This is a genomic window from Rhizobium sp. 01N48 (assembly GCF_056399145.1).
The window spans coordinates 55,397-78,485 of record NZ_JBFTQT010000012.1; the positions used below are offsets into that span (position 1 = coordinate 55,397).

A 23,089-nucleotide genomic window follows, 5' to 3' on the forward strand; every position below is an offset into this window, starting at 1 on the left:
CTCATTCGAAATCTTCCCGGTCCGCTTCAGCCAGGTCGAGGCCGAGCAGGTTCCAGGTCTGGACCATATGCGGCGGCAGCGGCGCGGTCACCCGCAGGCGCCCGCCGTTGGGATGCGGAATGTCGATCTTGCGGGCATGCAGGTGCAGCCGCTTCTGGATGCCGCCGGGGAAATCCCAGTTGTGGTCGTCGTCGAAATACTTCGGGTCACCAATGATGGGATGACCGATATGAAGCGCGTGGACACGCAGCTGGTGCGTGCGGCCGGTATAGGGCTCCATCTCCAGCCAGGCCAGGTTCTGCGCCGCCGTCTCGCGCACCTTGTAATAGGAGATCGCGTGATCGGCGCCCTCCTCGCCGTGCTTGCAGACGCGCATGCGGTCTCCATCCGGCGTCTGTTCCTTCACCAGCCAGGTCGAGATCTTGTCCTCGTGCTTGCGCGGCACGCCCTTGACCAGCGACCAGTAGGTCTTCTTGGTGTCGCGCTCGCGAAACGCCGCCGTCAGCTTCTGCGCGGCACCGCGCGTACGGGCGATGACCAGCACGCCCGAGGTGTCGCGGTCGAGACGGTGCACGAGGCGAGGCTTCTCGCCCTTCGGGCTCGTCCAGGCCTCCAGCATCTTGTCGATGTTGCGCGTGACACCGGAACCGCCCTGCACGGCAAGGCCGGCCGGCTTGTTGAGCACGATCACCTTGTCGTCCTCATGCAGCACCATGCGCTGCAACAGTTCGTAGTCACCGCCATGCTTCAGATCATGGCTCGCGATCGGCCCGGCCTTTTTGGCGTCGACATCGAGCGGCGGCACGCGCACCACCTGCCCGGGCTGCACGCGCGCATCGGTCTTCACGCGACCGCCATCGACACGTACCTGGCCGGAACGCATCAGCTTCTGCAGCGGACCGAATCCGAGGCCGGGATAGTGGATCTTGAACCAACGATCGAGGCGCATGCCCGCCTCGTCGGCTTCGACGGTAATATGTTCAATGCCAGCCATGTCTGTACTTTCGGAAAGAGTTGCCGGCACCAGGCGCGGCCTTTGCCGCTGGCTTTAGAGCATTTTACGCAAAAACGGAAACCTGAATCTCAGAAGACCTCAGATCCCCCTCTCAGATCAACGCGCGCATGATCGCAAGCCCGGCGAAAACCGCCGCCATCGAGAGCCCCACGCTCGCCACCATATAGACCGCCGCCGAGGCCATCGCCCCGCGCTCGATCAGCGAGATCGCATCCAGCGAAAAGGCGGAGAACGTCGTAAAGCCGCCGAGGAAGCCGGTGATCAGCAAAAGCCGCAATTCGTTCGACGCATTGAAGCGCCGCGCGATCAGCTCCGCGAAGACGCCGATGACGAAACAACCGACAACATTGACGACAAGCGTCCCCCACGGAAAATTCGGGCCCATCAGCCGCAACGACCACTGGCCGACAAAATAGCGAAGCACGGAACCGATGGCGCCGCCGACGGCGACGAGAAGAGCCTGGATCATAGGCTTTGTGTAGCGCAGGCAAGATGCCTTGCCAATTGACCGTGTCCTCTGCTCTCCGCCCACTCCATCAACGATTCACTCTAATCTTAATTGCAGGATTGATCGGCCATACAGAAATGGCAACGTATGATTGCGCATACTGAGTGAACGCGACTTTGAGGACTTGCGATTGGCGATACGACGAAAATGGCTGTACGCAGCATCAGCGTGGATGGTGCTTGTAATCGCTTCAGTCACCGCGATGGCGCTCTATGATGAAGCGCCCGGGCAACTTCGTTCGATGCTCAAGATCAAGGAACTCCCGGTGTCGGCGAAGAATATCAAGTGCAGAGGACCATTCGTCATAACGGACGCTCTGGTAACGTGCGGCTTCGAGATCGAGCCTGACGACATGGCATCGATGCTGGTAGGCTGGCGTTTCTCCGTTGAAAAGGCCCGCCGCAACTCTCGAAGCGTGGACTATATCGACAACGACCTCCGCTCCGAATTCACACCATTCAACGCGAACTACATCTATCGCGCCGATGACGATCAATTTGGACCCGCCGGAGGCCACCTCTTCGTCGTCATCGACAAGGAGAGGCGCAACGCCTTGGTAGACCTCTATATCGAATAGCGGGTGGCCAGTTCACCCTCAATAGCTGCACGGCCGGTCATTGTCGAAGCCGTAGGCGCAGGCCGAGTTTAGCGGCATGCGGGCATCGCGGCTTTGCTCCGTCGAGGTGCAGGCCGTCGCTATGAAAGCCGTAACGACAAGCGCTCCGGCTAGGGCAAGAGAATGAAAACGGCGCATCTGAACTCCTCCTTTGAAGGACCGGCACTATTCTGTTGTTGAGTAATGCAAGAAGTAACCAGGCAATGAGACAGATATAGAGGCGCACTACATTTGCACTATAGCTTAAAAACTCAAATCCAGCACAAGAACCATCACAAAAGGTAATATTTTAGCGATATTCTTAGCGGCACAGGAAGGTCCGCCGTCCTAAATCTGTCACATGACAGTTCTGGTTGGTTCCATTTCGGCAAGTACGGCGGCCGCGGCGTTTGAAGCGCTGCGCATTCCCCCGCGCGTCTCCGCCAGCACCGCCGCCAAGGATGCCCGCAAGGTCGCCGACATCAAGCGCCGGACCGATTCCGGCCAGGATACGGATGAATCGGCCGCCGTCATTAACTCCACCGAAGTCGCGCTCGACCTGATGACCATGGGCCAGCGCCAGCCGCAGGCCGCCCTGCAGCAGGCTCTCAAGCTTTACGAAGAAGACTGAGACCACCCGTCCCGATCGATCCGAAATTCGACCGACGAAGAAGCCCGCGACAAAAAATTGCTCGCTCGCGACATTCCCCCTTGCCAAGCACCGCCATCGCCAGATAATTGCGCTCAACCTTGTTGGGAGAAGTCGGCTCGTCGCAGCCGGTGCCGAAGGAGCAACCGCCCCGGAAACTCTCAGGCAAAAGGACCAGCAAAGGGGCAGACGGAACTCTGGAGAGACGCGTTTTCGAAACGCGCGCCGAAGGGATAACAATCTCAGGCAAACAGACAGAGGGGGCTCGAAACAAGGCGCAACCGCGCCCGAATATTTGAGCCCGCGCATGGAACCCACGCGCAAACACCGGAGGCGTCCTTGGACGATACTGCTGCCCTGAAGAAAACCCCGCTGCATGACCTGCATCTGTCGCTCGGCGCCCGCATGGTGCCCTTCGCGGGCTATGACATGCCGGTGCAATATCCGGCCGGCGTCATGAAGGAACATCTGCAGACCCGCGCTGCCGCCGGTCTCTTCGATGTCTCTCACATGGGCCAGGTCGTCATCAAGGCGAAGTCGGGCAAGTATGAGGACGTCGCACTTGCGCTCGAAAGCCTCGTTCCCGTCGATATCCTCGGTCTTGCCGAGGGACGCCAGCGCTACGGCTTCTTCACCGATGAAAACGGCGGCATTCTCGACGACCTGATGATCACCCATCTCGACGACCACCTCTTCGTCGTCGTCAACGCCGCCTGCAAGGATGCCGACGTCGCGCATCTCAAGAAGCATCTTTCCGATACCTGCGACATCACGGTGCTAGACCGAGCGCTGATCGCGCTGCAGGGTCCGCGCGCCGTCGAGGCTCTGGCCGAACTCTGGGCCGATGTCGCCGCCATGAAGTTCATGGACGTGCGCCACTGCCGCCTGCACGACGTCTCCTGTCTTGTCTCGCGCTCCGGCTATAGCGGCGAGGATGGCTACGAAATCTCGATCCCCTCGGACATGGCCGTCGATGTCACCAAGCGGTTGCTCGAGCATCCCGACGTCGAGCCGATCGGCCTCGGCGCCCGCGACAGCCTGCGCCTCGAAGCCGGCCTCTGCCTCTACGGCAACGACATCGACACCACCACGACCCCCGTCGAGGCAGCCCTCGTCTGGGCCATCCAGAACGCCCGCAAATCGGGCGGCGCCCGCGCCGGCGGTTTCCCCGGCGCAAACCGCATCCTCTCTGAACTCGACAACGGCGCCACCCGCCGCCGCGTCGGGCTGAAGCCCGACGGCAAGGCGCCGGTGCGCGGCCACGCCAAGCTCTATGCCGACCAGGAAGGCAAGACCGAAATCGGCGAAGTGACGTCAGGCGGCTTCGGCCCGAGCGCCGAAGGCCCTGTTGCGATGGGCTACGTGCCGGTCGCGTCTAGTGACGTCGGAACGGTCGTCTACGCCGAGGTTCGCGGCAAGTACCTGCCGGTGACTGTCGCCGCACTTCCCTTCGTCACGCCGACCTACAAGCGATAAGACCATGAGCGCGGCGGCGATCCATATCGTTGCACTGCCTGTTCAGGCGCACTGTTCGCAGGCCGCCGCCGCTGGCGTTGCGCGAGGATTACCCCCCTCTGCCCTGCCGGGCATCTCCCCCACAAGGGGGGAGATCGACCAACGGCGGACGTCTCACCAAACGGTGAGCGTGGAGCGAGCGGGTGAGCCCAGCCAATCTCCCCACCTGTGGGGGAGATGGCCGGCAGGCCAGAGGGGGGCGCCGCACGGCACCACCTCAGCCAGCAACCACCACACGCCGCCGCGCCAACCAAAACAAACCGCCCATTTCCACCAAACACCCCATTCCCCAGAGAGGACCATCCCATGCTGAAATTCACCGAAGAACACGAATGGCTGCAGATCGAAGCCGGTGTCGCCACCGTCGGCATCACCACCTATGCCGTCGAACAGCTCGGCGATCTGGTGTTCGTGGAACTGCCTGAAGTCGGCGCCACCTTCGGCAAGAACGACAACGCGGCCACCGTCGAATCCGTCAAGGCCGCATCGGATGTCTACTGCCCGCTGGAAGGCGAGATCACCGAAGTGAACCCCGCCATCGTCGCCGATCCGTCTCTCGTCAATTCCGACCCGCAGGGTGCTGGCTGGTTCTTCAAGCTGAAGCTCGCCAATTCAGCCGATGCCGACGGCCTGCTCGACGAAGCGGCCTACAAGGAGCTCACCGCGTAATGACGACGCCGACGGAATTCCAGTTTACCGATTACCAGCCCTACGACTTCGCCAATCGTCGTCACATCGGCCCTTCCCCGGCCGAAATGACCGATATGCTCAAGGTCATCGGTTACAACAGCCTCGACGGGCTGATCGACGCGACCGTGCCGCCCTCCATCCGCCAGAAGGCGCCGCTCGTCTGGGGCGCGCCGATGACGGAGCGCGAGGCGCTCGACAAGCTGCGCGAGACCGCAAACAAGAACAAGGTCCTGACCTCGCTGATCGGCCAGGGCTATTACGGCACGATCACGCCGCCGGTCATCCAGCGCAACATCCTGGAAAACCCGGCCTGGTACACGGCCTATACGCCCTACCAGCCGGAAATCTCCCAGGGCCGCCTTGAGGCGCTCCTGAACTACCAGACGATGATCTGCGACCTGACCGGCCTCGACGTCGCCAACGCCTCGCTGCTSGACGAAGCAACGGCTGCCGCCGAAGGTATGGCCATGGCCGAGCGCGTCTCCAAGTCGAAGGCCAAGGCTTTCTTCGTCGACGCGGCCTGCCATCCGCAGACGATCGAGCTGATCAAGACCCGCGCCGAGCCGCTCGGCTGGAGCGTCGTCATCGGCAACCCCTTCACCGATCTCGACCCGGTCGACGTCTTCGGTGCCATCTTCCAGTATCCGGGCACGCACGGCCATGTGCATGATTTCACCGGCCTGATCTCGCGCCTGCACCAGACCGGCGCAATCGCCATCGTCGCCGCCGACATCCTGGCCCTGACGCTTCTGAAGTCACCTGGCGAAATGGGCGCCGACATCGCCATCGGCTCGTCGCAGCGCTTCGGCGTTCCCGTCGGCTACGGCGGCCCGCACGCGGCCTACATGTCGGTCAAGGACGCCCACAAGCGCTCCATGCCCGGCCGTCTCGTCGGCGTCTCCGTCGATGCCCGCGGCAACCGCGCCTACCGCCTGTCGCTGCAGACCCGCGAACAGCACATCCGCCGCGAGAAGGCGACGTCGAACATCTGCACCGCGCAGGTGCTCCTCGCCGTCATGGCCTCGATGTACGCCGTCTTCCATGGCCCCAAGGGCATCAAGGCAATCGCCCAGCAGGTCCACCAGAAGGCTGTGCTGATGGCCAAGGGCCTGGAAAAGCTTGGCTACACCATCGAGCCCGAGACCTTCTTCGACACCATCACCGTCGATGTCGGCCACATGCAGGGCGTCATCCTGCGCGCGGCGGTCGCAGAAGGCGTCAACCTGCGCAAGGTCGGCGCCACCAAGATCGGCATGAGCCTCGACGAGCGCACACGCCCGGCGACGCTGGAAGCCGTCTGGCGCGCCTTCGGCGGCAACTTCGCCGTCGCCGATTTCGAGCCCAGCTATCGCCTGCCCAAGGGCCTCGCGCGTACCAGCGAGTACCTGACGCATCCGATCTTCCACATGAACCGCGCCGAAAGCGAGATGACGCGTTACATCCGTCGCCTCTCGGACCGCGATCTGGCGCTCGACCGCTCGATGATCCCGCTCGGCTCCTGCACGATGAAGCTCAATGCCACGGCGGAAATGCTGCCGATCACCTGGCCCGAGTTTTCGGATATCCATCCCTTCGTGCCGGCTGACCAGGCGCTCGGCTATCGCGAGATGATCGATGATCTGACCGAAAAGCTCTGCGCCGTCACCGGCTACGACGCCTTCTCCATGCAGCCGAACTCCGGCGCGCAGGGCGAATATGCGGGCCTCTTGACGATCCGCAACTACCACATCGCCAACGGCAACGGTCACCGCGACGTCTGCCTGATCCCGACCTCGGCGCACGGCACCAACCCGGCATCCGCCCAGATGGTTGGCATGAAGGTCGTGGTCGTCAAGGTTCGCGAAAACGGCGACATCGACCTCGACGACTTCCGCGCCAAGGCCGAGCAGTATTCGGAGAACCTCTCCTGCTGCATGATCACCTACCCCTCGACGCATGGCGTGTTCGAGGAAACGGTGAAGGAGATCTGCGATCTCGTGCACAAGCATGGTGGTCAGGTCTATCTCGACGGCGCCAACATGAACGCCATGGTCGGCTTGTCCCGCCCTGGTGACATCGGCTCCGACGTCAGCCACCTCAACCTGCACAAGACCTTCTGCATCCCGCATGGCGGCGGCGGTCCCGGCATGGGCCCGATCGGCGTCAAGTCGCACCTGGCGCCGCATCTCCCCGGCCATCCGGAAACCGACGGTCGTTCGGGTGCCGTGTCGGCAGCAGCCTTCGGCTCGGCATCCATCCTGCCGATCTCCTGGAGCTACTGCCTGATGATGGGCGGCGAAGGCCTGACGCAGGCGACCAAGGTGGCGATCCTCAACGCCAACTACATCGCCGCGCGGCTGAAGGGCGCCTACGACGTGCTCTACAAGTCCGAGGCCGGACGCGTGGCGCACGAGTGCATCATCGACACCCGTCCGCTGGTCGACAGCGCAGGCGTGACCGTCGACGACGTCGCCAAGCGCCTGATCGACTGCGGCTTCCACGCCCCGACCATGAGCTGGCCCGTTGCCGGCACGCTGATGATCGAGCCGACGGAATCGGAAACCAAGGCCGAACTCGACCGTTTCTGCGAGGCGATGCTGGCGATCCGCCAGGAAGCCCGCGACATCGAGGAAGGCCGCTCGGACAAGGCCAACAACCCGCTGAAGAACGCCCCGCACACGGTCGAAGACCTCGTCGGCGAATGGGATCGCCCCTATTCGCGCGAACAGGCCTGCTTCCCCCCCGGCGCCTTCCGCGTGGACAAGTACTGGTCCCCGGTCAACCGCGTCGACAACGTCTTCGGCGACCGCAACTTGATCTGCACCTGCCCGCCGCTGGAAGCCTACGCCGAAGCGGCCGAGTAAGGATACGAGATCGAAACGCCCGGCTTTGTCCGGGCGTTTTGCTGTTTGGGCGTTGATCCAGTTCAGGTGTGTTGATGGATGAGAACTGTGAAACATGCCATCGCCAACCTATTGATCTGGCGTCACAATCCCCTCTCAATCGTCATCCTCGGGCTTGTCCCGAGGATCTGCAGACGCCCACCAAACCCGCTACGGCAATGGACAAAACCACCCGCCGGCACACACCCCAACTCATCCGCACTGTTGCATTCTGGGCGGCGTGCTTAGATCCTCGGGACAAGCCCGAGGAAGACGCCGTGGGGATGCTAACGCCCGGCAAACGTCGGACGAAGGGCCAACCGCAACGGTCATGGGCCAAAACGCCAACCGACAACAGGAAGCCAACACCCCAATGCCCGACCTCCAAGGCTTCCACTACCGCGCAACATCAACCGCCGACATCCGCCCACCACTCCTCCTCCTGCACGGCAGCAGCCGCGACGAAACCGAACTCCCGCCGCTGGCGGAAACCGCCGCCCCCGGCTGGCCATACCTGTCACTGCGTGGCCCGGTCCCCTGGGAGAGCGGTTATGCCTTTTTCCGCCGCAACTCCGACCGCACGCTCGACCAGGCCGACCTGGAACTCCAGACCGAACGCCTGCACGCCTTCATCCAGGCCGCAATTGAGACCGGCCTGCTCACCCGTCCACCCATCCTCTTCGGCTTCTCGAACGGCGCCATTATCGCCGCCTCCCTGATGATCCGCGATCCCGACGCCGCAGCCGGCGCCATCCTCATCCGCCCGCTCGCGCCCGATCCCGACGCGATCATCCCGACCATGCCCGCCAAGCCCGTCCTCATCCTCTCCGGTGACCGCGACGACCGCCGCTCCCCCGAGGACGCCGTCACAATCACCAGGCAATTCCAGGCCGCCGGCGCCGACGTCACCAGCCATTCATCACCCACCGATCATAATCTCCACGACGACGAACCCGCCATCATCGGCCAATGGCTGGCGTTCCGCGTCTTTCCGCTTGCCCATACCCGCCCGTCGCTTTAAGCAAGCCGCCACGCGACAACAGACAACAGGCGACCGGTCTCATGGCAAAATCCGACGGCGATCTCACCCAGCAGCCCTGGCCGAAGCCCGTCATGCTGGCGCTCGAAGAACCCGGCCAGTATGTGACGATCGACACGACCCAGGCTGCTTCCTGGGCGATGATCGAGGACTGGCCGACGGAAGACGGCCCCGCGCTCGACAAGGCGTTGCTGGTCTGCGCCGACGTCATCAAGGGCAAGCGCAGCAACGAGGACGCCCGCAAGGCCTTCATCGCCGCCGCCATCGAGGCCGGCATCGATATCAAGAAGGACTGAGCAGCCAGGCTGTCACTCGGTCGGCACCGTCAACGGCGGCCCCAGAAATTCCACGTCCCACGTCTTGGCAAAGACGTTGAGCGCCGCCGTATCCGGCCGCCCGTCGCGCATGACATCGGCAAGCCCGAGGAAGAAAGCCCGCACATCGAGTCCCGGCGCGATCAGGATATACTGCCGCGCCGGCTGGTCGGTGACATTGACGAAGGCATGCGCTGCACCACCCGGCACGGTCACGACATCGCCCTCCTCGGCATAGAACTGCACGCCATCCACCTCGAACAGATACCTGCCCTCCATCACCCGGAAGACCTCCGTCTCCTTGTGCCGATGGCGCGGCGGACCGAAGCCGGGTGCATTGACTGTGTCGATGAAGCAGAACGCGCCGCCCGTCGTGGACGGATCGACCCGCACGCCGAGCTCCAGCCCGATCGCCGGTATCTTGATGACCTCTTCGGTCGATTTGGAATGAGACGTCTGGATGGCCATGGCAGATTATCCTCGGGCGAATTGAGACATGTGGCGGAGCAGATTGCAGCTGGAAGGCCTACCAAGCCGCCGCCCGCGCCGCCAGCCTCTACAGCAAAAACATGCACGCACCGCGCGCCAAGTACGGCGCCACAAACGCTTGATACCCGCTGAGATTGCTCTAATCTTTCCTTTGTCCGCATGTTCACGCCGCCGTTCATACAGCCGAGGGAGCACTGCATGTCGCCTGTTGTCAGCATGGTCGCCCAGGAAACAGCCCTTTCCGCCCTGATATCCGCCGTCGCCGTCATCGGTGTGCCGAAGTTCTTCGACCCCGCCGCACCGGTCAATTACCCGCTGGCAATCGGCGTCTTCGCACTGATGTCGTTTGCCTTCGCTGCCTACGAACTCCTCGTGCGCCGCCGCTAGTCACCAACTGAAGACATGATGCCCACCGGGACTGTTCGAGTGAGCCCGTCATCCCCCAACAGACCCGAGAGCCGATGTCTATTTCAGATGCGATCTACCGCCCCTTCGAGCGCCTGATCCGGCCGCTCGACATCCCCTACCAGCCTCTGCCGTCAAAGGGACCGGTCGCCGTCCTCCTGCATTTCATCGCCATGTTTCGCGGCGTACTCATCGCGCTGGCTCTATCATCCATGGCCATCGAGGCGATGAACCTCACCATGGTCTGGGGCCTCTCCGTCATCGTCGACGGCGTCACGCAAAAGGGCGCGGCGCCCTTCCTCCGCGACGAATGGCCGTTCCTGACCTTTCTCGGGCTGCTTATCTTCCCGGCCATGCCGATTGCCTCCTTTCTGGTCAACACGCTGACCTCGCACACGCTCGGCGTTGGCATGCCCGCCGCCATCCAGTGGCAGGGGCACAAGGCAGTGGAGCGACAGGACCTCGCCTTCTTCCACGATCTCTATGCCGGCCAGGTCGCCTCCCGGCTGCAGCAGGTGTCGTCGGCCGTGCAGCAGCAGATCATCGCCGCCTTCCAGTCGATCCCGCGTTTCCTCCTGCAGATGGTCGGCTCGGTGGTGTTGCTCAGCGCACTCTCCTGGCAGCTCGCGCTGCCCGCCGCCATCTGGATGGCGCTCAACGTCGCGCTCGCCGTCAAGATGGCGCCCGTCTTCACCGAGCGCTCGCGTAGCACCGCCAAGCAGCGCAGTCTGGTCGCCGGCGCCATTACCGATCTCTACACCAACATGCAGATGATCAAGCAGTTCGCCGCCGAAGACAGCGAGGCCGGCGCGATACGCCGCGTCATCGGCAAGTCGGTCAGCACCCAGCACAGCGAGCAGCGCATATACCGCACCTCCGAGCTCATCGTCGTGGCGCTGAACATGCTGCTCTGGCTGGCGATGGTCTCGATCGGCTTCACCGGTCTCGTGCATCAATTCCTGACGATCGGCGAGTTCGTCAGCGCCATCTATGTGCTCCACCGCCTCTCCGGCCACACCTTCACCTTCCTGCAGATGGGCCAGCAGATCTTCCAGGCGATCGGCACGATCAAGGACGCCATGCCTGTGATGACGACGCCACCCACCATCACCGACCGACCCGATGCCGTCGATCTCTCCGTCACCAAAGGCGAAATCCGCTTCGACGACGTGAGTTTCGCCTACAAGACCGGCAAGTCAGTCATCGAAAACCTCCAGCTATCAGTTCGTCCCGGCGAAAAAGTCGGCCTCGTCGGCCTCTCCGGCGCCGGCAAGACGACGCTGGTCAGCCTCCTCCTGCGCTTCTACGACATCGGCTCGGGCGCTATTCGCATCGACGGGCAGGACATCCGCGACATCACGCAGGCAAGCCTGCGCCGCAACATCGGCGTCATCGCGCAGGACGTGGCGATGCTGCACCGCTCGGTCGGCGACAACATCCGCTACGGCCGGCCGGAAGCCGCACGCGCCGAGATCGAGGAGGCGGCGGAAACGGCGAGCGCCGACGCCTTCATCGCCGATCTCAGGGACGCGGACGGCCGCAAGGGCTACGACGCCTATGTCGGCGACCGCGGCATCAAACTCTCCGGCGGCCAGCGCCAACGCGTGGCGATTGCCCGCGTGCTGTTGAAGGACGCGCCGATCCTCGTCCTCGACGAGGCGACCTCGGCGCTCGACAGCGAATCCGAAGCCGCCATCCAGGAAAAGCTCGACCTCGTCATGCGCGGCAAGACCGTCATCGCCATCGCCCACCGCCTCTCCACCATCGCCATGATGGACCGCATCGTCGTACTCGATCAGGGCCGCATCGTCGAACAAGGCAGCCCGGCGGAACTCGCCGAAGGCGACGGTCTCTTCGCGCGCCTCTGGAAACGCCAGACCGGCGGTTTCATCCCCGAAGAGATCAGCTAGATCGCCTTGCCGATCACGCCGCAAGCGTCAATCGTGGTCGCGTCGGGCGACGTATTCAGGAAAGGCGGCAGCGCCGTGGCTCAGCGCCTTCGCCATCAGGATCCCGTCATCGAAGAAGCCGCTCCGAGCATAAAATTGCCTTGCGCGCACGTTGGAAAGCACAGCCGCGATCCGAAACAGCGCGCATCCCTCACGCTCGCCCTCCGCTTCGATCCAGGCCATCAGTCGCGCGCCGATCCCCATGCCGCGAACATCAGCATCGACCACAACATGGTCGGCCTCGACATATTTGCCGCACCATAGCTGCGTGCCGGTCCAGAAGCCTGAGACGCCAACCATCCGACCGTCCAGATGGGCCGCGATGCACCGATAGTTGCCCTGCGCGCACATTGCCGAAAGCCGAGCTCGAAACGACGCCTCATCCAGCGTACTGGCCTGCCGAAACAAGGGGTAGATCGCCGCGATCTCCCCAGGCCCGAAAAGCTCGCCTATCTCGATGTCCGAAGCCACAACACTTTCTCTCACTGTCAGCCGCCCAGCGCCACGGCAATGCCGACCATCACAAGTCCAAGGCATGTCATGGTCACCCCCGCATAAAGCGGCCGCCCGCCGGAAAAGCGCGCCCAGGCATAGCCGGTAAAGAACAGAAGCCCGATCAGCAGCAGATTGCTCCCCCTCAACGCGCGCTCGGCACTGTCGATCAGAAAGAACGGGATCACGGCCGGAATGGCCGTGGCCGCGACTAGAAAAAATACAGCCACCGCCGCACGCAGATCGCTACCCGTCAATGAAACCCTCGATGGTTCGGACCGGACAGCGAGCGCCAGCAGTGACCGATAGAGCGCCTCCGCATCAGCGCTATCGACCGCAAGCGCCGTCCCCTCCGTCGGAAATTCGTTGCGGATGACAGCAAGCGCCGTGGCCTCATCCCGTGCGGCCCTGATCTGCCGAAACAGGTGCAACCGCCTGCTCCTGAAAAACGTCGTCCCCAGCATGCGCAAGACCGCATCGATAATGCCCCAGGCGACATTGCATCCGAGCGTGGAGATGACCAGCCCGCGAACATCCAGCCCCTCCTCCTGCATCACCAGCCGCGACCCGACCGTCCAGGTCAGCGCCATGATCAGCCCGAAGAGCACTTCGGCAAGCGCATCGCCGGGATCGAGATCGTCGAAGATGGATGAGATCGTCTTCAGCGCCACGGCATTGTTCCAACCGGCAACCCCACGTCATCGCCCTGCCGGGATGCGACGGCGCACTATGGTCGAAATGGACGATCTCTTCATTGCGTGGGATCAAGGAAACGCAAAACGCCCGAACCAAAGGTCCGGGCGCCCGCTCATTCAACCTGAGAAGCCGTTCCTCAGAACTCTTCCCAATCCTTGTTGGCAACAGCCGCGTTGCCATGGCTGGCATAGACAGGTGCAGCCGCGCGCGGCGCGCGCGTCGGTGCAGGTGCAGCTGCCCGTGCCGGAGCTACCGGTTCCTGCATGCGGCGGGCGACATCGCGAAGCTGCGCGGTGCGGCCGCCGAGCTGGAAGGCGCCGATCAGCGCGCTGAGGTTGGTGCTTTCCTGCGCCAGGCCGGCGCCCGCCGCATTCATCTCCTCGACCATCGCGGCGTTTTTCTGCGTTGCCTGGTCCATATGGTTTACGGCAGTGTTGACCTCGCCGAGACCGACCGACTGCTCCTGTGCGGCCGTCGCGATCGCATCCATATGCGCGTTGACGTGCTGCACCAACTGCTCGATCGCCGTCAGACCCTCGCCTGTTTCGTTGACAAGCCGCACGCCCTCGGAGACGGCGACGGCGGAGTTGCCGATCAGGCCCTTGATCTCCTTGGCCGCATTGGCCGAGCGCTGCGCCAGTTCGCGCACTTCCTGCGCAACCACCGCAAAACCCTTGCCGGCTTCACCGGCGCGTGCCGCCTCGACGCCGGCGTTCAGCGCCAGCAGGTTGGTCTGGAACGCGATCTCGTCGATCACGCCGATGATCTTGCTGATCTGCTGCGAGGAATCCTCGATCCGGCGCATGGCTTCCACGGCATTGCGCACGACAGAGCCCGAGTGCTCCGCGCGGCTGCGGGTTTCGCGAACCGCGTCACGCGCCTCGCCGGTCCGCTTGGAGGTGGCAACGACGTTCGAGGTGATCTCCTCGAGCGCGGCAGCCGTTTCCTCCAGCGAGGCCGCCTGCTGTTCGGTGCGCTTGGCGAGATCGTCGGAGGCGCCGGAAATCTCGCTGCTGCCGTTGCGAACCATGTCGACCGCGCTGCCGACGCCGACAAGCGCCTGGCGAAGCTGGATGACCGAGGTGTTGAAGTCGTGACGCAGCGCTTCGAACTGCGGCGCGAACGCCGTGTTGAGCTCGCAGGTCATGTCGCCAGCGGCCAGCAGCTTGAGGCCGGAGGCAAGCGCGCCGGTTGCCTGGTTGAGGCGGATTTCGGCCTCTTCCTCGGCACGACGCTGCACTTCGATGCGCTCGCGCTCCGACTGCTGGCGGTTGACCTCGGCCTCTGCTTCCAGCTCCTTGTTGCGGATGGCGGCCAGACGGAACACTTCGACCGAGCGGGCCATGTTGCCGATCTCGTCGCCGCGCTCGGCGTAGGGCACCAGGATGTTGGTGTGGCCGTCGGACAAGACGCTCATCGCGGTCGTCAAGCGGCCGATCGGACGGACGACGCGGAAGACGACGATGACGAAGGCGGCGATCGTTACGGCAACCGTGGCGACCAGCATCAGGCTGTAGAAGACGAGCGTGTCGAATGCTGCCTGGCGCGTCGCCTCGGCCTTGGCGGCCAGCGCGTCCATCGCCAGCGAAGCGACGTCGCCGATCGTGCCGAGTGCTGTCGTCGCTTCCGTGCGCCACTGGTCGATGCCAATCGTCGAAGGACGATCGTGCGTCAGATCGGCAAGGATACCGGCGCGCTTGTCGGCAAACGGTCCGGAGAAGTATGTCGTGTCCGCGGTCGCGACCGCGCTCTTGATCGCCTCGGGAACGGAGGGGTGATTGGCGAGGATCTTGGTCGATGCCCAGGCGAAAGCGATGCGCACGTCGCCGGCGACAAGCTCGGAGGCCTCCTTGGCGGTCAGCGCCCGGTTGCCCGAGATCGCGCCGTTGACCGCAACCGTTGCCGAACCGCCGGCAGCGCGCGCCGACCATGCGAAGTAGCGCAGCTGCACCAGATCCATCAGCGAATTGTCGAGCGTCCGGATTTCGGCTTCAGTGGCAGCCGACGTCGTCTCCAGCTTGGCGAGGAACTCGCTGCCGAACGAAAGGACGCGTGGCGCAAGCGATGCGTCGCGCTGGTCGACGGGCTTGGCCAGCTCGGCATCGACAGAAGAACGCAGAGAAACCAGAGAGGCGTAGCCGGCATCAAGATCGGCGAGCACTGTCTTCAATGTGTTAGTGCTGAGGCCGACCGAGATGCCTTTGACTTCGCTAAGAGCCGCATCGACGATCGCCCGCTGCTTGCGCACGCTATCCATGCTGCCTGCAGCGTCTCCGGCCGAAAGCGTAAGCGCGGTCGCGCTGTCGCCGCGCTCGCTGCGAAACGCCAGCAGCGCCTGGAACAACGCCTTGTCCAGCTGCGCATTGGCAGCAACCTGCCCGTTATTAGAATATGTGGCGTGCGAAGAAAGAAGCTTGCTGGTCACCAGAGCGGTCAGTCCGGCTGAAATCACAAGAACAACGGCAATCAAAACATTACGGATCGAAAACAATTCGGCCTCCAATGAGCGAAATATCGATCACGGATATCCGTTTTGCGCAGTTAACATTGAACTAATTTCTAATAACCGGATTCACCTGCAAGAAACCACAGAGAATCTCTTTGCAACGACGCTGAACAGGGAAGACAACAAGCAACGCCGCCCATCTCGATATGTATTTCCATGCGATTGATATGATAATATATTTCAATACTATCGGGAGAGAATGCAATATCTCCCGTATGGCGTGCACCGCCACCCTGGATCAGTGGCCAGCCCTCCAGCCATTGGCATACCGGGAATGATGATGAAAATCGGCATGCGCCTAATGAAATCAGTGGCCTAACCGTCTTTTCATCCCCGCCCTTTTGGCTTGCGTCACACTCACCCCGTCCCGTCTTCGGATACACCGGTTGCGTTACCGGCGAGGCGGGGCCGGCGCTTTCGGGAAACCCCTGACGCAGGGTGAAACGAGGGGCGTCGCGGAATGGTCCCGCCAGTGAAGAGCTGGTGTGCGGATGCATAGGTCGGTTCGCCGATACCACGCGCCTATGCACATGAGGGACGGCGACTGGCCGACCGTGGAGCCCGAAAAGGCTTTTGCGGAACGGCGCCGGGGTGCCGCGGGCGACAGGTCCGCGGAGGCCCTCCCGGCGTCGATCAAGACGGCCCTTCGGGATGCCCGGGGAGCGAAAGCTTCAAGAACAAGAACAACCCCGCGAGCATATCTCTGAAAAGATGCCGACCACCCGGTAAAGGAACCAGGACACGATAGCAGACCGCCGAACGGGGCGCCGGAAGGTGTCAATAAAACTAAACTATTTACGAGGCGGCTTTTGGCGCCCCGTCCGATCAGATGCCGTATCAGCCGGGGGTAAGACCTGCCGGGTTAGAGGCATGTGTGCGGGATAAAAAAATGGCCAACGTCAGCGCCGGTAGCCCCCTCATCCGCCCTTCGGGCACCTTCTCCCCGTTGGGGCGAAGGGAAGATGGAGCGAGCGGCCTGCCAAGAGTCCCTTCTCCCCAGCGGGGAGAAGATGCCGGCAGGCAGATGAGGGGGGCCTCACGGTACAACGCCAACCACCCATCCACCCACAAACCCCTCAGCCAACCAACGTATAAGCCGCCGAACCGAGCGCCACGATACCGAAGACAATCAGCAGCCAGCTCGTCGCCCGCATCACCTTCGTGGTGAAATTCTCCGACAACCGATCACGCGCCAGACTGACGGCGCCGCTCAAGCAAAACCACCAGGCGAGCGACCCCGCAAAGACGCCACCAACGATCGCAACCGAACTGAAGCGCCTCGTCTCGTCGAGCAGGCCGAAGCCGGCGAATAGCGTTCCGAAGGAGAGGATCGTAGCCGGATTGGAAATGGTGAGCAGAAAGGTCGCGACCGTGGTGGCGAGTAGCCCGCCCGCCCTGATCTCGGCTGCCTCGACCGGATCGTGCGTCAGCCCGCGCCAACCGAGAAACAAGAGCAGCAATCCGCCGCCTATCGCCAAAGGCAGGGTCGCCATCGACATGGTTTCGGCGAAGACGGCAATGCCAGTCACCGCCACGAGCGCATAGCTGGCGTCCCCGATCGCCGTGCCGAAGCCGCAGGAGAAACCGGCCAGGAAGCCGCGCTCCAGCGTGCGGTTGATGCACAGCATGCCGATAGGCCCAAGCGGCGCGGTGATGATGACACCCAGCACGGCGCCCTTGAGAAACAGCAGAAGCATGGGATGCGGTCTTAAACGCTCTGGCGCGCACCGCAACGAAAAAAGCCGCCGAAACCGGCGGCCTGTGACGAAATGCTCAAGGCAAAATGCCCGTGAGCCGAAGCCGATATAAAATACCGGCAGAGATTGAATGGCGGCAATGAGCGGCCGCCTTCGCCCTGTTTACCGCGCCGGCACTACGGCATCGCCGCGCGCGGCCAAGGCAGCAAGATCGGAAGGCTTCAACTCGACCGATTCGCCACATCCGCAAGCGGACGTCTGGTTCGGATTGGTGAAGGTGAAGCCGGAGCGCAGCGTTGTCTGCTCGAAGCCCATCTCGGTGCCGAGCAGATAGAGAACCGCCGAGGGTTCGATCCACACGCTGGCGCCGTCGCGCTCGATCAGGTCGTCCTTGGCGTTGGGTTCGGTGACGAGGTCGATGGTGTATTCCATCCCCGCACAGCCGCCCTTCTTGATCCCGACACGAATCCCCTTCGCTTCCGGTCCCGAATTCTCAACGATCGCCTTCACCCGCGCCGCGGCGGTGTCGGTCATGCTCATGACTGCAAAGCCCATAGGCCCATTCTCCTTCCGCAACCGGGTTCAAGGTCCGGTGCTTGTGCTCATCAATTTAAGCGGCGATGATCAATGCTTCAATATCGAATGCCGAGATCATTGCCTTCAAATGCTTTTTCATCGACGGATGTACTCTACAGGATACATTTTCCATGCTAACAGTGATCCGAACGGCGACTTTCGCCAAATGGCTGTCACGGCTGAAAGATCGCCGCGCCGTCGCACGCATCGCTTTCCGGCTCTTGCGGGTCGAAACCGGGCACCTCGGTGACATCAAGGCGATCGGTGACGGCGTCAGCGAATTGCGCGTCGACTACGGTCCGGGCTATCGGATCTACGTCACGATGGATGGCTCGACGCTGATCGTGCTGCTCTGCGGTGGCGACAAGTCGACGCAAGCCCGCGATGTCATCGAAGCGAAACGCCTCGCACGGGAATGGAAGGACGCACGATGACCACCGAAACCCTGCCCTTCGATGCGGCCGAATTTCTCGACAGCGACGAAGCGATCGAGGAATTCATCGTCGCCGCCTTCGAAACCCAGGACCCAGCCTTCATAGCCAGGAGCCTCGGCGTCGTCGCCCGTGCCCGGAACATGAGCGAACTGGCACGCGAGATCGGCATGAGCCGTGCGGCGCTCTACAAGGCGCTGAGCGGCCAGGGCAATCCCGAATTCGCCACCATCATGAAGGTGATGAAGGCGCTCGGCATCGGGCTTGCGCCCGTCATGCCCGACGGCAGATCGGCGGCTTGAGACTCAATACCAGCCGACATCACCGCATCTGCTTCGGCCAATCGCGGGCGGCATGGATGACGCGAAGTATCACCACATGCCGTGCTGCAATCTGGTAGAAAATCAGGTAATTCCCCCCTTGGGGAAGAGCCGCAGTTTCCGTTTCAAGGTCGTCCTTAAGACGCCCGTGCCCGGAAAATCCCCCAGCATCGCAAATGTCTCGTAGAGCTCCGCCTGCCACTTCAAGGCGGCGGCTGGATTATCCCCGCCGATATGGATCATGATATCGTAGATATCGTCTTCCGCCCTCGGATGAAGGCGATAGGCCATTACGCCTTGTCCCCGAATTCCTGAATGAACCGACTGCGCAAACGCACAAAGGATTCCTCGCCATCAACAGGTTCGCCGCTTTCCAAGCCTTCTTCGATCAAGAGGTCGATTTCGTCAGGCGTGTAGCCGTAAATCAATTGGCCAGACTGCCATTGGTCAAGCGCAGCAAGAAGCACATCGCCAGCCGAGCCGAATTGCCCCGAGCTGACCGCAGCATTTACCGCGTCAGACATTTCAGGCGTGAGCTCCACGCTGATGATTTCGCGGCTGCCCATTGGCAAAGCTCCCTTTCAACCAGCACCATACTAGTCGAAACGGCCGATCAATACCAGCCGACAGCCACCTGCGCCTCTTCCGACATCCGGTCCGGCGTCCACGGCGGATCGAAGGTCATCGCCACCTCGACACCCGAGACGCCCTCGACGGAACCGACGGCGTTCTCGACCCAGCCGGGCATCTCGCCGGCGACGGGGCAGCCGGGAGCCGTCAGCGTCATCATGATCTTGACCATGCGGTCGTCTTCGATGTCGATCTTGTAGATCAGCCCGAGTTCGAAGATGTCGGCGGGAATTTCCGGGTCGTAGACCGTCTTCAGCGCCATGATGACGTCGTCGCTGAGGCGCGCCAGTTCATCTTCGGGAATGCTGGAATGCACGATGCCTTCGCGCACGTCGATCTTCTGTTCGCTGTCGTCCAAGCTCATGTGGACCACTCCTTATGCAAAGAATTTGCGCGCATACTCAAGCGCATCGGCCAAGGCATCCACCTCGGCGCGGGTGTTGTACATGCCGAAGGATGCACGGCATGTGGAGGTGACGCCGAAGCGTTTCAAGAGCGGCATGGCGCAATGCGTGCCGGCCCGAACAGCAACGCCGCGCCGGTCGATCACGGTCGAGACGTCATGGGCGTGCAGCCCCTCGATCTCGAAGGAGAAGATGCCGCCCTTGCCCGGCGCATTGCCGATAACGCGCAGCGAATTGATGTCGCGCAGCCGCTCGGTAGCGTAAGTCGCCAGATCAGCCTCGTGCCGCGCGATCGCCTCGCGGCCGATCTTGTCCATGTAGTCAAGCGCATAACCGAGCCCGATCGCCTGCACGATCGGTGGCGTGCCGGCCTCGAAACGGTGCGGCGGGTCGTTGTAGGTGACGGCATCCTCGGTGACCTCGAAGATCATCTCGCCGCCGCCCTGGAACGGCCGCATCGCCTTCAACCGATCCTTCTTGCCATAGAGCACGCCGATCCCCGAGGGGCCGTAGAGCTTATGGCCGGTCATCACATACCAGTCGCAGTCGATATCCTGCACGTCGACAGGCATGTGGACGGCGCCCTGCGAGCCATCGACGAGCACGGGAATGCCGCGCTCATGCGCGATCCGGCAGATCTCCTTCACCGGAACGACTGTGCCGAGCGCATTCGACATATGCGTGATGGCGACCAGCTTGGTGCGCTCCGTGAGGCTCTTTTCGAACGCCTCGATGTGGAAGGCGCCCTCGTCGTCGACGGGGACCCAGACCAGCTTGGCGCCCTGCCGCTCGCGAATGAAATGCCAGGGCACGATGTTGGAGTGGTGCTCCATGATCGAGATGACGATCTCGTCGCCCTCGCCGATATTGGGCATGCCCCAGCCATAGGCGACCGTGTTGATCGCCTCGGTCGAGGACTTGGTGAAGACGATGTCGTCGACCGAAGGCGCGTTCAGGAAGCGGCGCACCTTTTCGCGCGCGGCTTCATAGGCTTCGGTGGCGGCGTTGGACAGGAAGTGCAGGCCGCGATGCACATTGGCGTATTCGTTGGAATAGGCATGGCTGATCGCGTCGATCACCACCTGCGGCTTCTGGGCCGATGCGCCGTTGTCGAGATAGACCAGCGGCTTGCCGTACACTTCCTTCGCAAGGATCGGAAAATCCTTGCGAATGGCTTCGACGTCATAGGCGGTTGCGGGCACTATCTTGTCCATCATCTCGTCCGATCAGGCGTGCTTTTCGAGCCAGGCGGAGATCACGCCTTCCAGCGCCTCGACCAGGGCTTCGTCTTCCAGTTCCTCGACGATCTCGGCAACGAAGGCGTTGACCAGCATGGCGCGCGCCTTGTTCTCCGGGATACCACGGGCCATCAGATAGTAGAGATGGTTGTGGTCGATATCGGCAACGGTGGCGCCATGGCCGCACTGCACGTCGTCGGCGAAGATCTCGAGCTCCGGCTTTACCGAGAACTCGGCGTCGTCGGACATCAGCAGCGTGTTGCACGCCATCTTCGCGTCGGTCTTCTGCGCGTCGGGCGCGACCCGGATCATGCCCTGGAACACGCCCTTGGCGCGGTCGAAGACGACGTTGCGGATGATCTCGGTGGAACCCGTATGCGGCACGTTGTGGCCGAGCACCATGGTCACGTCGGTATGCGTCTCGGCGCCAAGCAGATTGATCCCGCGCAGCGTCAGATCGGCACCCTCGCCCGTCACCTTGATGTGCAGTTCCTGGCGCACCAGCTGGCCGCCGGCATTGATGACGAACAACTTCAGCTTGGCGTTTGCGCCGAGATCGATGCGGATCTGGCCGAGATGCGTGTCGTCGGCGCCCTGCTGCTGCACGATGATCCAGGTCACTTCGCTGCCTTCGCCGACCGTGACGTCGCTGACATGCGAGACCAGCGCCGCATCCGATGCCACCGACAGGTGACGTTCGATCACCGTCGCTTTGACGGCCGAGCCGATGCTGACCGGAAGTCGCGTATGCGTCTGACCGCCGGCATGCACGAACTGGATTTCCAGCGGCTCTTCAAGCACGGTTTCAGCCGGCACGTCGATCACGTAGCCGTCGCGCACGAAGCTGCCGTTGATGCGGCCGACCGCGTCATCCTTGTCGAGCGCACCAAGGCCATTGGCGGCCGAACCGTTCGACAGCTGCTCGGCATAGCTCGAAAGCATGAGATCGCCGGCGCGTGCCTTGTGATCGGGGCGTCCCTGGATCACTGGCAGCACGGCCGAACCCTCGACCAGCGGATCGCGGGCATCGGAGCCGGCGTCGCCGGCCTGCGCCGGTACGGCGCGCAGCAGCGTCTTCAGGTCCGTGTAGTGCCACGCCTCGACGCGGCGCGTCGGCAGGCCCGATGTCTTCAGGTCGTCGAGCAGCCGGTCGCGAATGGCGATCACGGCGCCGTCGCCCGGCAGTTCGCCGATCTGGTTGTTGAACGCCTCGATCAGCGCCGCTTCCGCGGCGGTCAGGCGGGTCGTCGTCTGCATGTTCATGCGACCAGTTCCTTTCCGCCTAGATCAGGCCGCCGCTCCGATAATGTCGGCATAACCGTTGGCTTCCAGATCATGCGCCAGCGTCTTGTCGCCGCTCTTGATGATCTGGCCCTTGTAGAGAACGTGAACGGTATCCGGCACGATGTAGTCGAGCAGGCGCTGGTAGTGGGTGATGACGATGGTGGCGCGATCGGGCGAGCGCAGCGCGTTGACGCCGTCGGCGACGATCTTCAGCGCGTCGATGTCGAGGCCGCTGTCGGTTTCGTCGAGGATGCAGAGCTGCGGCTCGAGCAGCGCCATCTGCAGGATCTCGGCGCGCTTCTTCTCGCCGCCGGAAAAGCCGACGTTGAGAGGACGCTTCAGCATCTCGGTGTTGATCTGCAGCTTGGCGGCCGCGTCCTTCACGAGGCGCATGAAATCAGGCGTCTTCAGCTCTTCCTCGCCGCGCGCCTTGCGCTGCTCGTTCATCGCGACCTTCAGGAACTGCATGGTGGCGACGCCGGGGATTTCGACCGGATACTGGAACGCCAGGAAGATGCCCTTGGAGGCGCGCTCGGCCGGATCGAGTTCGAGAATGCTCTCGCCGTTATAGAGAATTTCGCCCTCGGTGACTTCGTAATCGTCGCGGCCGGACAGGATGTAGGACAGCGTCGACTTGCCGGAGCCGTTCGGCCCCATGATGGCAGCCACTTCGCCGGCCTTCACGGTGAGGTTCAGCCCCTTGATGATCTCGGTGCCGTCTTCGGCGATGCGGGCGTGCAGGTTCTTGATTTCAAGCATTCTCTTTGTCCTTCAGGTCTCAGGCGA

25 protein-coding genes, 1 pseudogene and 2 riboswitches are annotated in these 23,089 nt (G+C 62.7%); of the genes and pseudogenes, 11 read left to right on the forward strand and 15 right to left on the reverse strand.

Annotated elements, in window-relative coordinates; translation table 11 throughout:
* Window position 1 precedes the first annotated feature (1 nt).
* Both AC1DOG_RS20600 and crcB read right to left on the reverse strand, forming a co-directional pair.
* The gene (locus AC1DOG_RS20600) at window positions 2-994 is read right to left on the reverse strand and encodes an RluA family pseudouridine synthase (RefSeq protein ID WP_018902332.1); all 993 of its coding nucleotides are present in this window, start codon (window positions 992-994) and stop codon (window positions 2-4) included.
* Between the two features lie 112 nt (window positions 995-1,106).
* Complete coding sequence (crcB, locus tag AC1DOG_RS20605; RefSeq protein ID WP_209190559.1) at window positions 1,107-1,484, reverse strand: fluoride efflux transporter CrcB; 378 nt, start codon at window positions 1,482-1,484, stop codon at window positions 1,107-1,109.
* Window positions 1,485-1,653: 169 nt separating this feature from the next.
* Here crcB and AC1DOG_RS20610 point away from each other — a divergent pair, with 169 nt between their 5' ends.
* Complete coding sequence (locus AC1DOG_RS20610; RefSeq protein WP_477930659.1) at window positions 1,654-2,100, forward strand: hypothetical protein; 447 nt, start codon at window positions 1,654-1,656, stop codon at window positions 2,098-2,100.
* Between the two features lie 18 nt (window positions 2,101-2,118).
* Here the strand turns inward: AC1DOG_RS20610 and AC1DOG_RS20615 are convergent, their stop codons facing one another.
* Window positions 2,119-2,277, reverse strand: a complete 159-nt coding sequence (locus AC1DOG_RS20615; protein WP_477930661.1) for a hypothetical protein — start codon at window positions 2,275-2,277, stop codon at window positions 2,119-2,121.
* Window positions 2,278-2,479: 202 nt separating this feature from the next.
* Between AC1DOG_RS20615 and AC1DOG_RS20620 the strand changes: the two genes are divergently transcribed.
* The 6 genes from AC1DOG_RS20620 to AC1DOG_RS20645 all read left to right on the forward strand — a co-directional run bounded on the left by AC1DOG_RS20620 (window position 2,480) and on the right by AC1DOG_RS20645 (window position 9,168).
* Window positions 2,480-2,749, forward strand: coding sequence for a hypothetical protein (locus tag AC1DOG_RS20620; protein WP_113200784.1), 270 nt, complete (start codon window positions 2,480-2,482; stop codon window positions 2,747-2,749).
* Between the two features lie 113 nt (window positions 2,750-2,862).
* A riboswitch (glycine riboswitch) is annotated at window positions 2,863-2,954 on the forward strand.
* Window positions 2,955-3,035: riboswitch (glycine riboswitch) on the forward strand. It abuts the riboswitch before it with no gap.
* Between the two features lie 71 nt (window positions 3,036-3,106).
* Window positions 3,107-4,243, forward strand: a complete 1,137-nt coding sequence (gene gcvT / locus AC1DOG_RS20625) for a glycine cleavage system aminomethyltransferase GcvT (RefSeq protein WP_477930663.1) — start codon at window positions 3,107-3,109, stop codon at window positions 4,241-4,243.
* Window positions 4,244-4,588: 345 nt separating this feature from the next.
* Complete coding sequence (gene gcvH / locus AC1DOG_RS20630; RefSeq protein ID WP_112983113.1) at window positions 4,589-4,951, forward strand: glycine cleavage system protein GcvH; 363 nt, start codon at window positions 4,589-4,591, stop codon at window positions 4,949-4,951.
* Window positions 4,951-7,815 (forward strand): aminomethyl-transferring glycine dehydrogenase, encoded by a 2,865-nt coding sequence (gcvP, locus tag AC1DOG_RS20635; RefSeq protein ID WP_477930665.1) that lies wholly within the window; start codon window positions 4,951-4,953, stop codon window positions 7,813-7,815. Before gcvH ends, gcvP begins: the two co-directional genes overlap by 1 nt.
* 391 nt (window positions 7,816-8,206) lie before the next feature.
* On the forward strand, window positions 8,207-8,854 hold the full coding sequence (locus AC1DOG_RS20640; RefSeq protein WP_477930667.1) for an alpha/beta hydrolase: 648 nt from the start codon (window positions 8,207-8,209) through the stop codon (window positions 8,852-8,854).
* 41 nt (window positions 8,855-8,895) lie between these two features.
* The gene (locus AC1DOG_RS20645; RefSeq protein ID WP_037178474.1) at window positions 8,896-9,168 is read left to right on the forward strand and encodes a DUF982 domain-containing protein; all 273 of its coding nucleotides are present in this window, start codon (window positions 8,896-8,898) and stop codon (window positions 9,166-9,168) included.
* Between the two features lie 12 nt (window positions 9,169-9,180).
* On the opposite strand, the gene AC1DOG_RS20650 is transcribed toward AC1DOG_RS20645, so the two are convergent.
* The gene (locus AC1DOG_RS20650; protein ID WP_477930669.1) at window positions 9,181-9,654 is read right to left on the reverse strand and encodes a cupin domain-containing protein; all 474 of its coding nucleotides are present in this window, start codon (window positions 9,652-9,654) and stop codon (window positions 9,181-9,183) included.
* Between the two features lie 219 nt (window positions 9,655-9,873).
* On the opposite strand from AC1DOG_RS20650, the gene AC1DOG_RS20655 reads away from it, so the two are divergent.
* Window positions 9,874-10,062, forward strand: coding sequence for a hypothetical protein (locus AC1DOG_RS20655; protein WP_477930671.1), 189 nt, complete (start codon window positions 9,874-9,876; stop codon window positions 10,060-10,062).
* Between the two features lie 74 nt (window positions 10,063-10,136).
* Complete coding sequence (locus AC1DOG_RS20660) at window positions 10,137-11,990, forward strand: ABC transporter ATP-binding protein (RefSeq protein ID WP_477930673.1); 1,854 nt, start codon at window positions 10,137-10,139, stop codon at window positions 11,988-11,990.
* A gap of 27 nt (window positions 11,991-12,017) precedes the next feature.
* Here the strand turns inward: AC1DOG_RS20660 and AC1DOG_RS20665 are convergent, their stop codons facing one another.
* From AC1DOG_RS20665 to sufA, 5 genes are all read right to left on the reverse strand, one after another.
* Window positions 12,018-12,500, reverse strand: a complete 483-nt coding sequence (locus AC1DOG_RS20665) for a GNAT family N-acetyltransferase (RefSeq protein WP_477930675.1) — start codon at window positions 12,498-12,500, stop codon at window positions 12,018-12,020.
* 17 nt (window positions 12,501-12,517) lie between these two features.
* Window positions 12,518-13,192, reverse strand: a complete 675-nt coding sequence (locus AC1DOG_RS20670) for a VIT1/CCC1 transporter family protein (RefSeq protein ID WP_477930677.1) — start codon at window positions 13,190-13,192, stop codon at window positions 12,518-12,520.
* 161 nt (window positions 13,193-13,353) lie between these two features.
* Window positions 13,354-15,708, reverse strand: a complete 2,355-nt coding sequence (locus AC1DOG_RS20675) for a methyl-accepting chemotaxis protein (RefSeq protein ID WP_477930679.1) — start codon at window positions 15,706-15,708, stop codon at window positions 13,354-13,356.
* 1,091 nt (window positions 15,709-16,799) lie between these two features.
* Window positions 16,800-17,420, reverse strand: coding sequence for a LysE family translocator (locus AC1DOG_RS20680; RefSeq protein WP_477930681.1), 621 nt, complete (start codon window positions 17,418-17,420; stop codon window positions 16,800-16,802).
* Window positions 17,421-17,582: 162 nt separating this feature from the next.
* Window positions 17,583-17,975 (reverse strand): Fe-S cluster assembly scaffold SufA, encoded by a 393-nt coding sequence (sufA, locus tag AC1DOG_RS20685; protein WP_477930683.1) that lies wholly within the window; start codon window positions 17,973-17,975, stop codon window positions 17,583-17,585.
* Window positions 17,976-18,127: 152 nt separating this feature from the next.
* Between sufA and AC1DOG_RS20690 the strand changes: the two genes are divergently transcribed.
* A complete protein-coding gene (locus tag AC1DOG_RS20690) occupies window positions 18,128-18,430 on the forward strand; it encodes a type II toxin-antitoxin system RelE/ParE family toxin (RefSeq protein ID WP_477930685.1) in 303 nt (100 codons plus the stop codon).
* Window positions 18,427-18,729 carry an addiction module antidote protein gene (locus tag AC1DOG_RS20695; protein WP_477930687.1) on the forward strand — a complete coding sequence of 101 codons (303 nt, stop codon included), beginning with the start codon at window positions 18,427-18,429 and terminating at the stop codon, window positions 18,727-18,729. Before AC1DOG_RS20690 ends, AC1DOG_RS20695 begins: the two co-directional genes overlap by 4 nt.
* A gap of 19 nt (window positions 18,730-18,748) precedes the next feature.
* Here the strand turns inward: AC1DOG_RS20695 and AC1DOG_RS20700 are convergent.
* The 6 genes and pseudogenes from AC1DOG_RS20700 to sufC all read right to left on the reverse strand — a co-directional run bounded on the left by AC1DOG_RS20700 (window position 18,749) and on the right by sufC (window position 23,062).
* A pseudogene (locus tag AC1DOG_RS20700) lies at window positions 18,749-19,038 on the reverse strand (type II toxin-antitoxin system RelE/ParE family toxin).
* The gene (locus AC1DOG_RS20705; protein WP_477930689.1) at window positions 19,038-19,313 is read right to left on the reverse strand and encodes a ribbon-helix-helix domain-containing protein; all 276 of its coding nucleotides are present in this window, start codon (window positions 19,311-19,313) and stop codon (window positions 19,038-19,040) included. The pseudogene AC1DOG_RS20700 and the gene AC1DOG_RS20705 overlap by 1 nt, the downstream one beginning before the upstream one ends.
* Before the next feature lie 47 nt (window positions 19,314-19,360).
* Entirely contained in the window at window positions 19,361-19,741 is a 381-nt protein-coding gene (locus AC1DOG_RS20710) for an SUF system Fe-S cluster assembly protein (RefSeq protein ID WP_018902236.1), read from the reverse strand.
* A gap of 12 nt (window positions 19,742-19,753) precedes the next feature.
* Entirely contained in the window at window positions 19,754-20,995 is a 1,242-nt protein-coding gene (locus tag AC1DOG_RS20715) for a cysteine desulfurase (RefSeq protein WP_477930691.1), read from the reverse strand.
* Between the two features lie 12 nt (window positions 20,996-21,007).
* The gene (gene sufD, locus AC1DOG_RS20720) at window positions 21,008-22,282 is read right to left on the reverse strand and encodes a Fe-S cluster assembly protein SufD (RefSeq protein WP_477930693.1); all 1,275 of its coding nucleotides are present in this window, start codon (window positions 22,280-22,282) and stop codon (window positions 21,008-21,010) included.
* Between the two features lie 24 nt (window positions 22,283-22,306).
* Complete coding sequence (gene sufC / locus AC1DOG_RS20725; RefSeq protein ID WP_018902233.1) at window positions 22,307-23,062, reverse strand: Fe-S cluster assembly ATPase SufC; 756 nt, start codon at window positions 23,060-23,062, stop codon at window positions 22,307-22,309.
* Window positions 23,063-23,089: the final 27 nt, after the last annotated feature.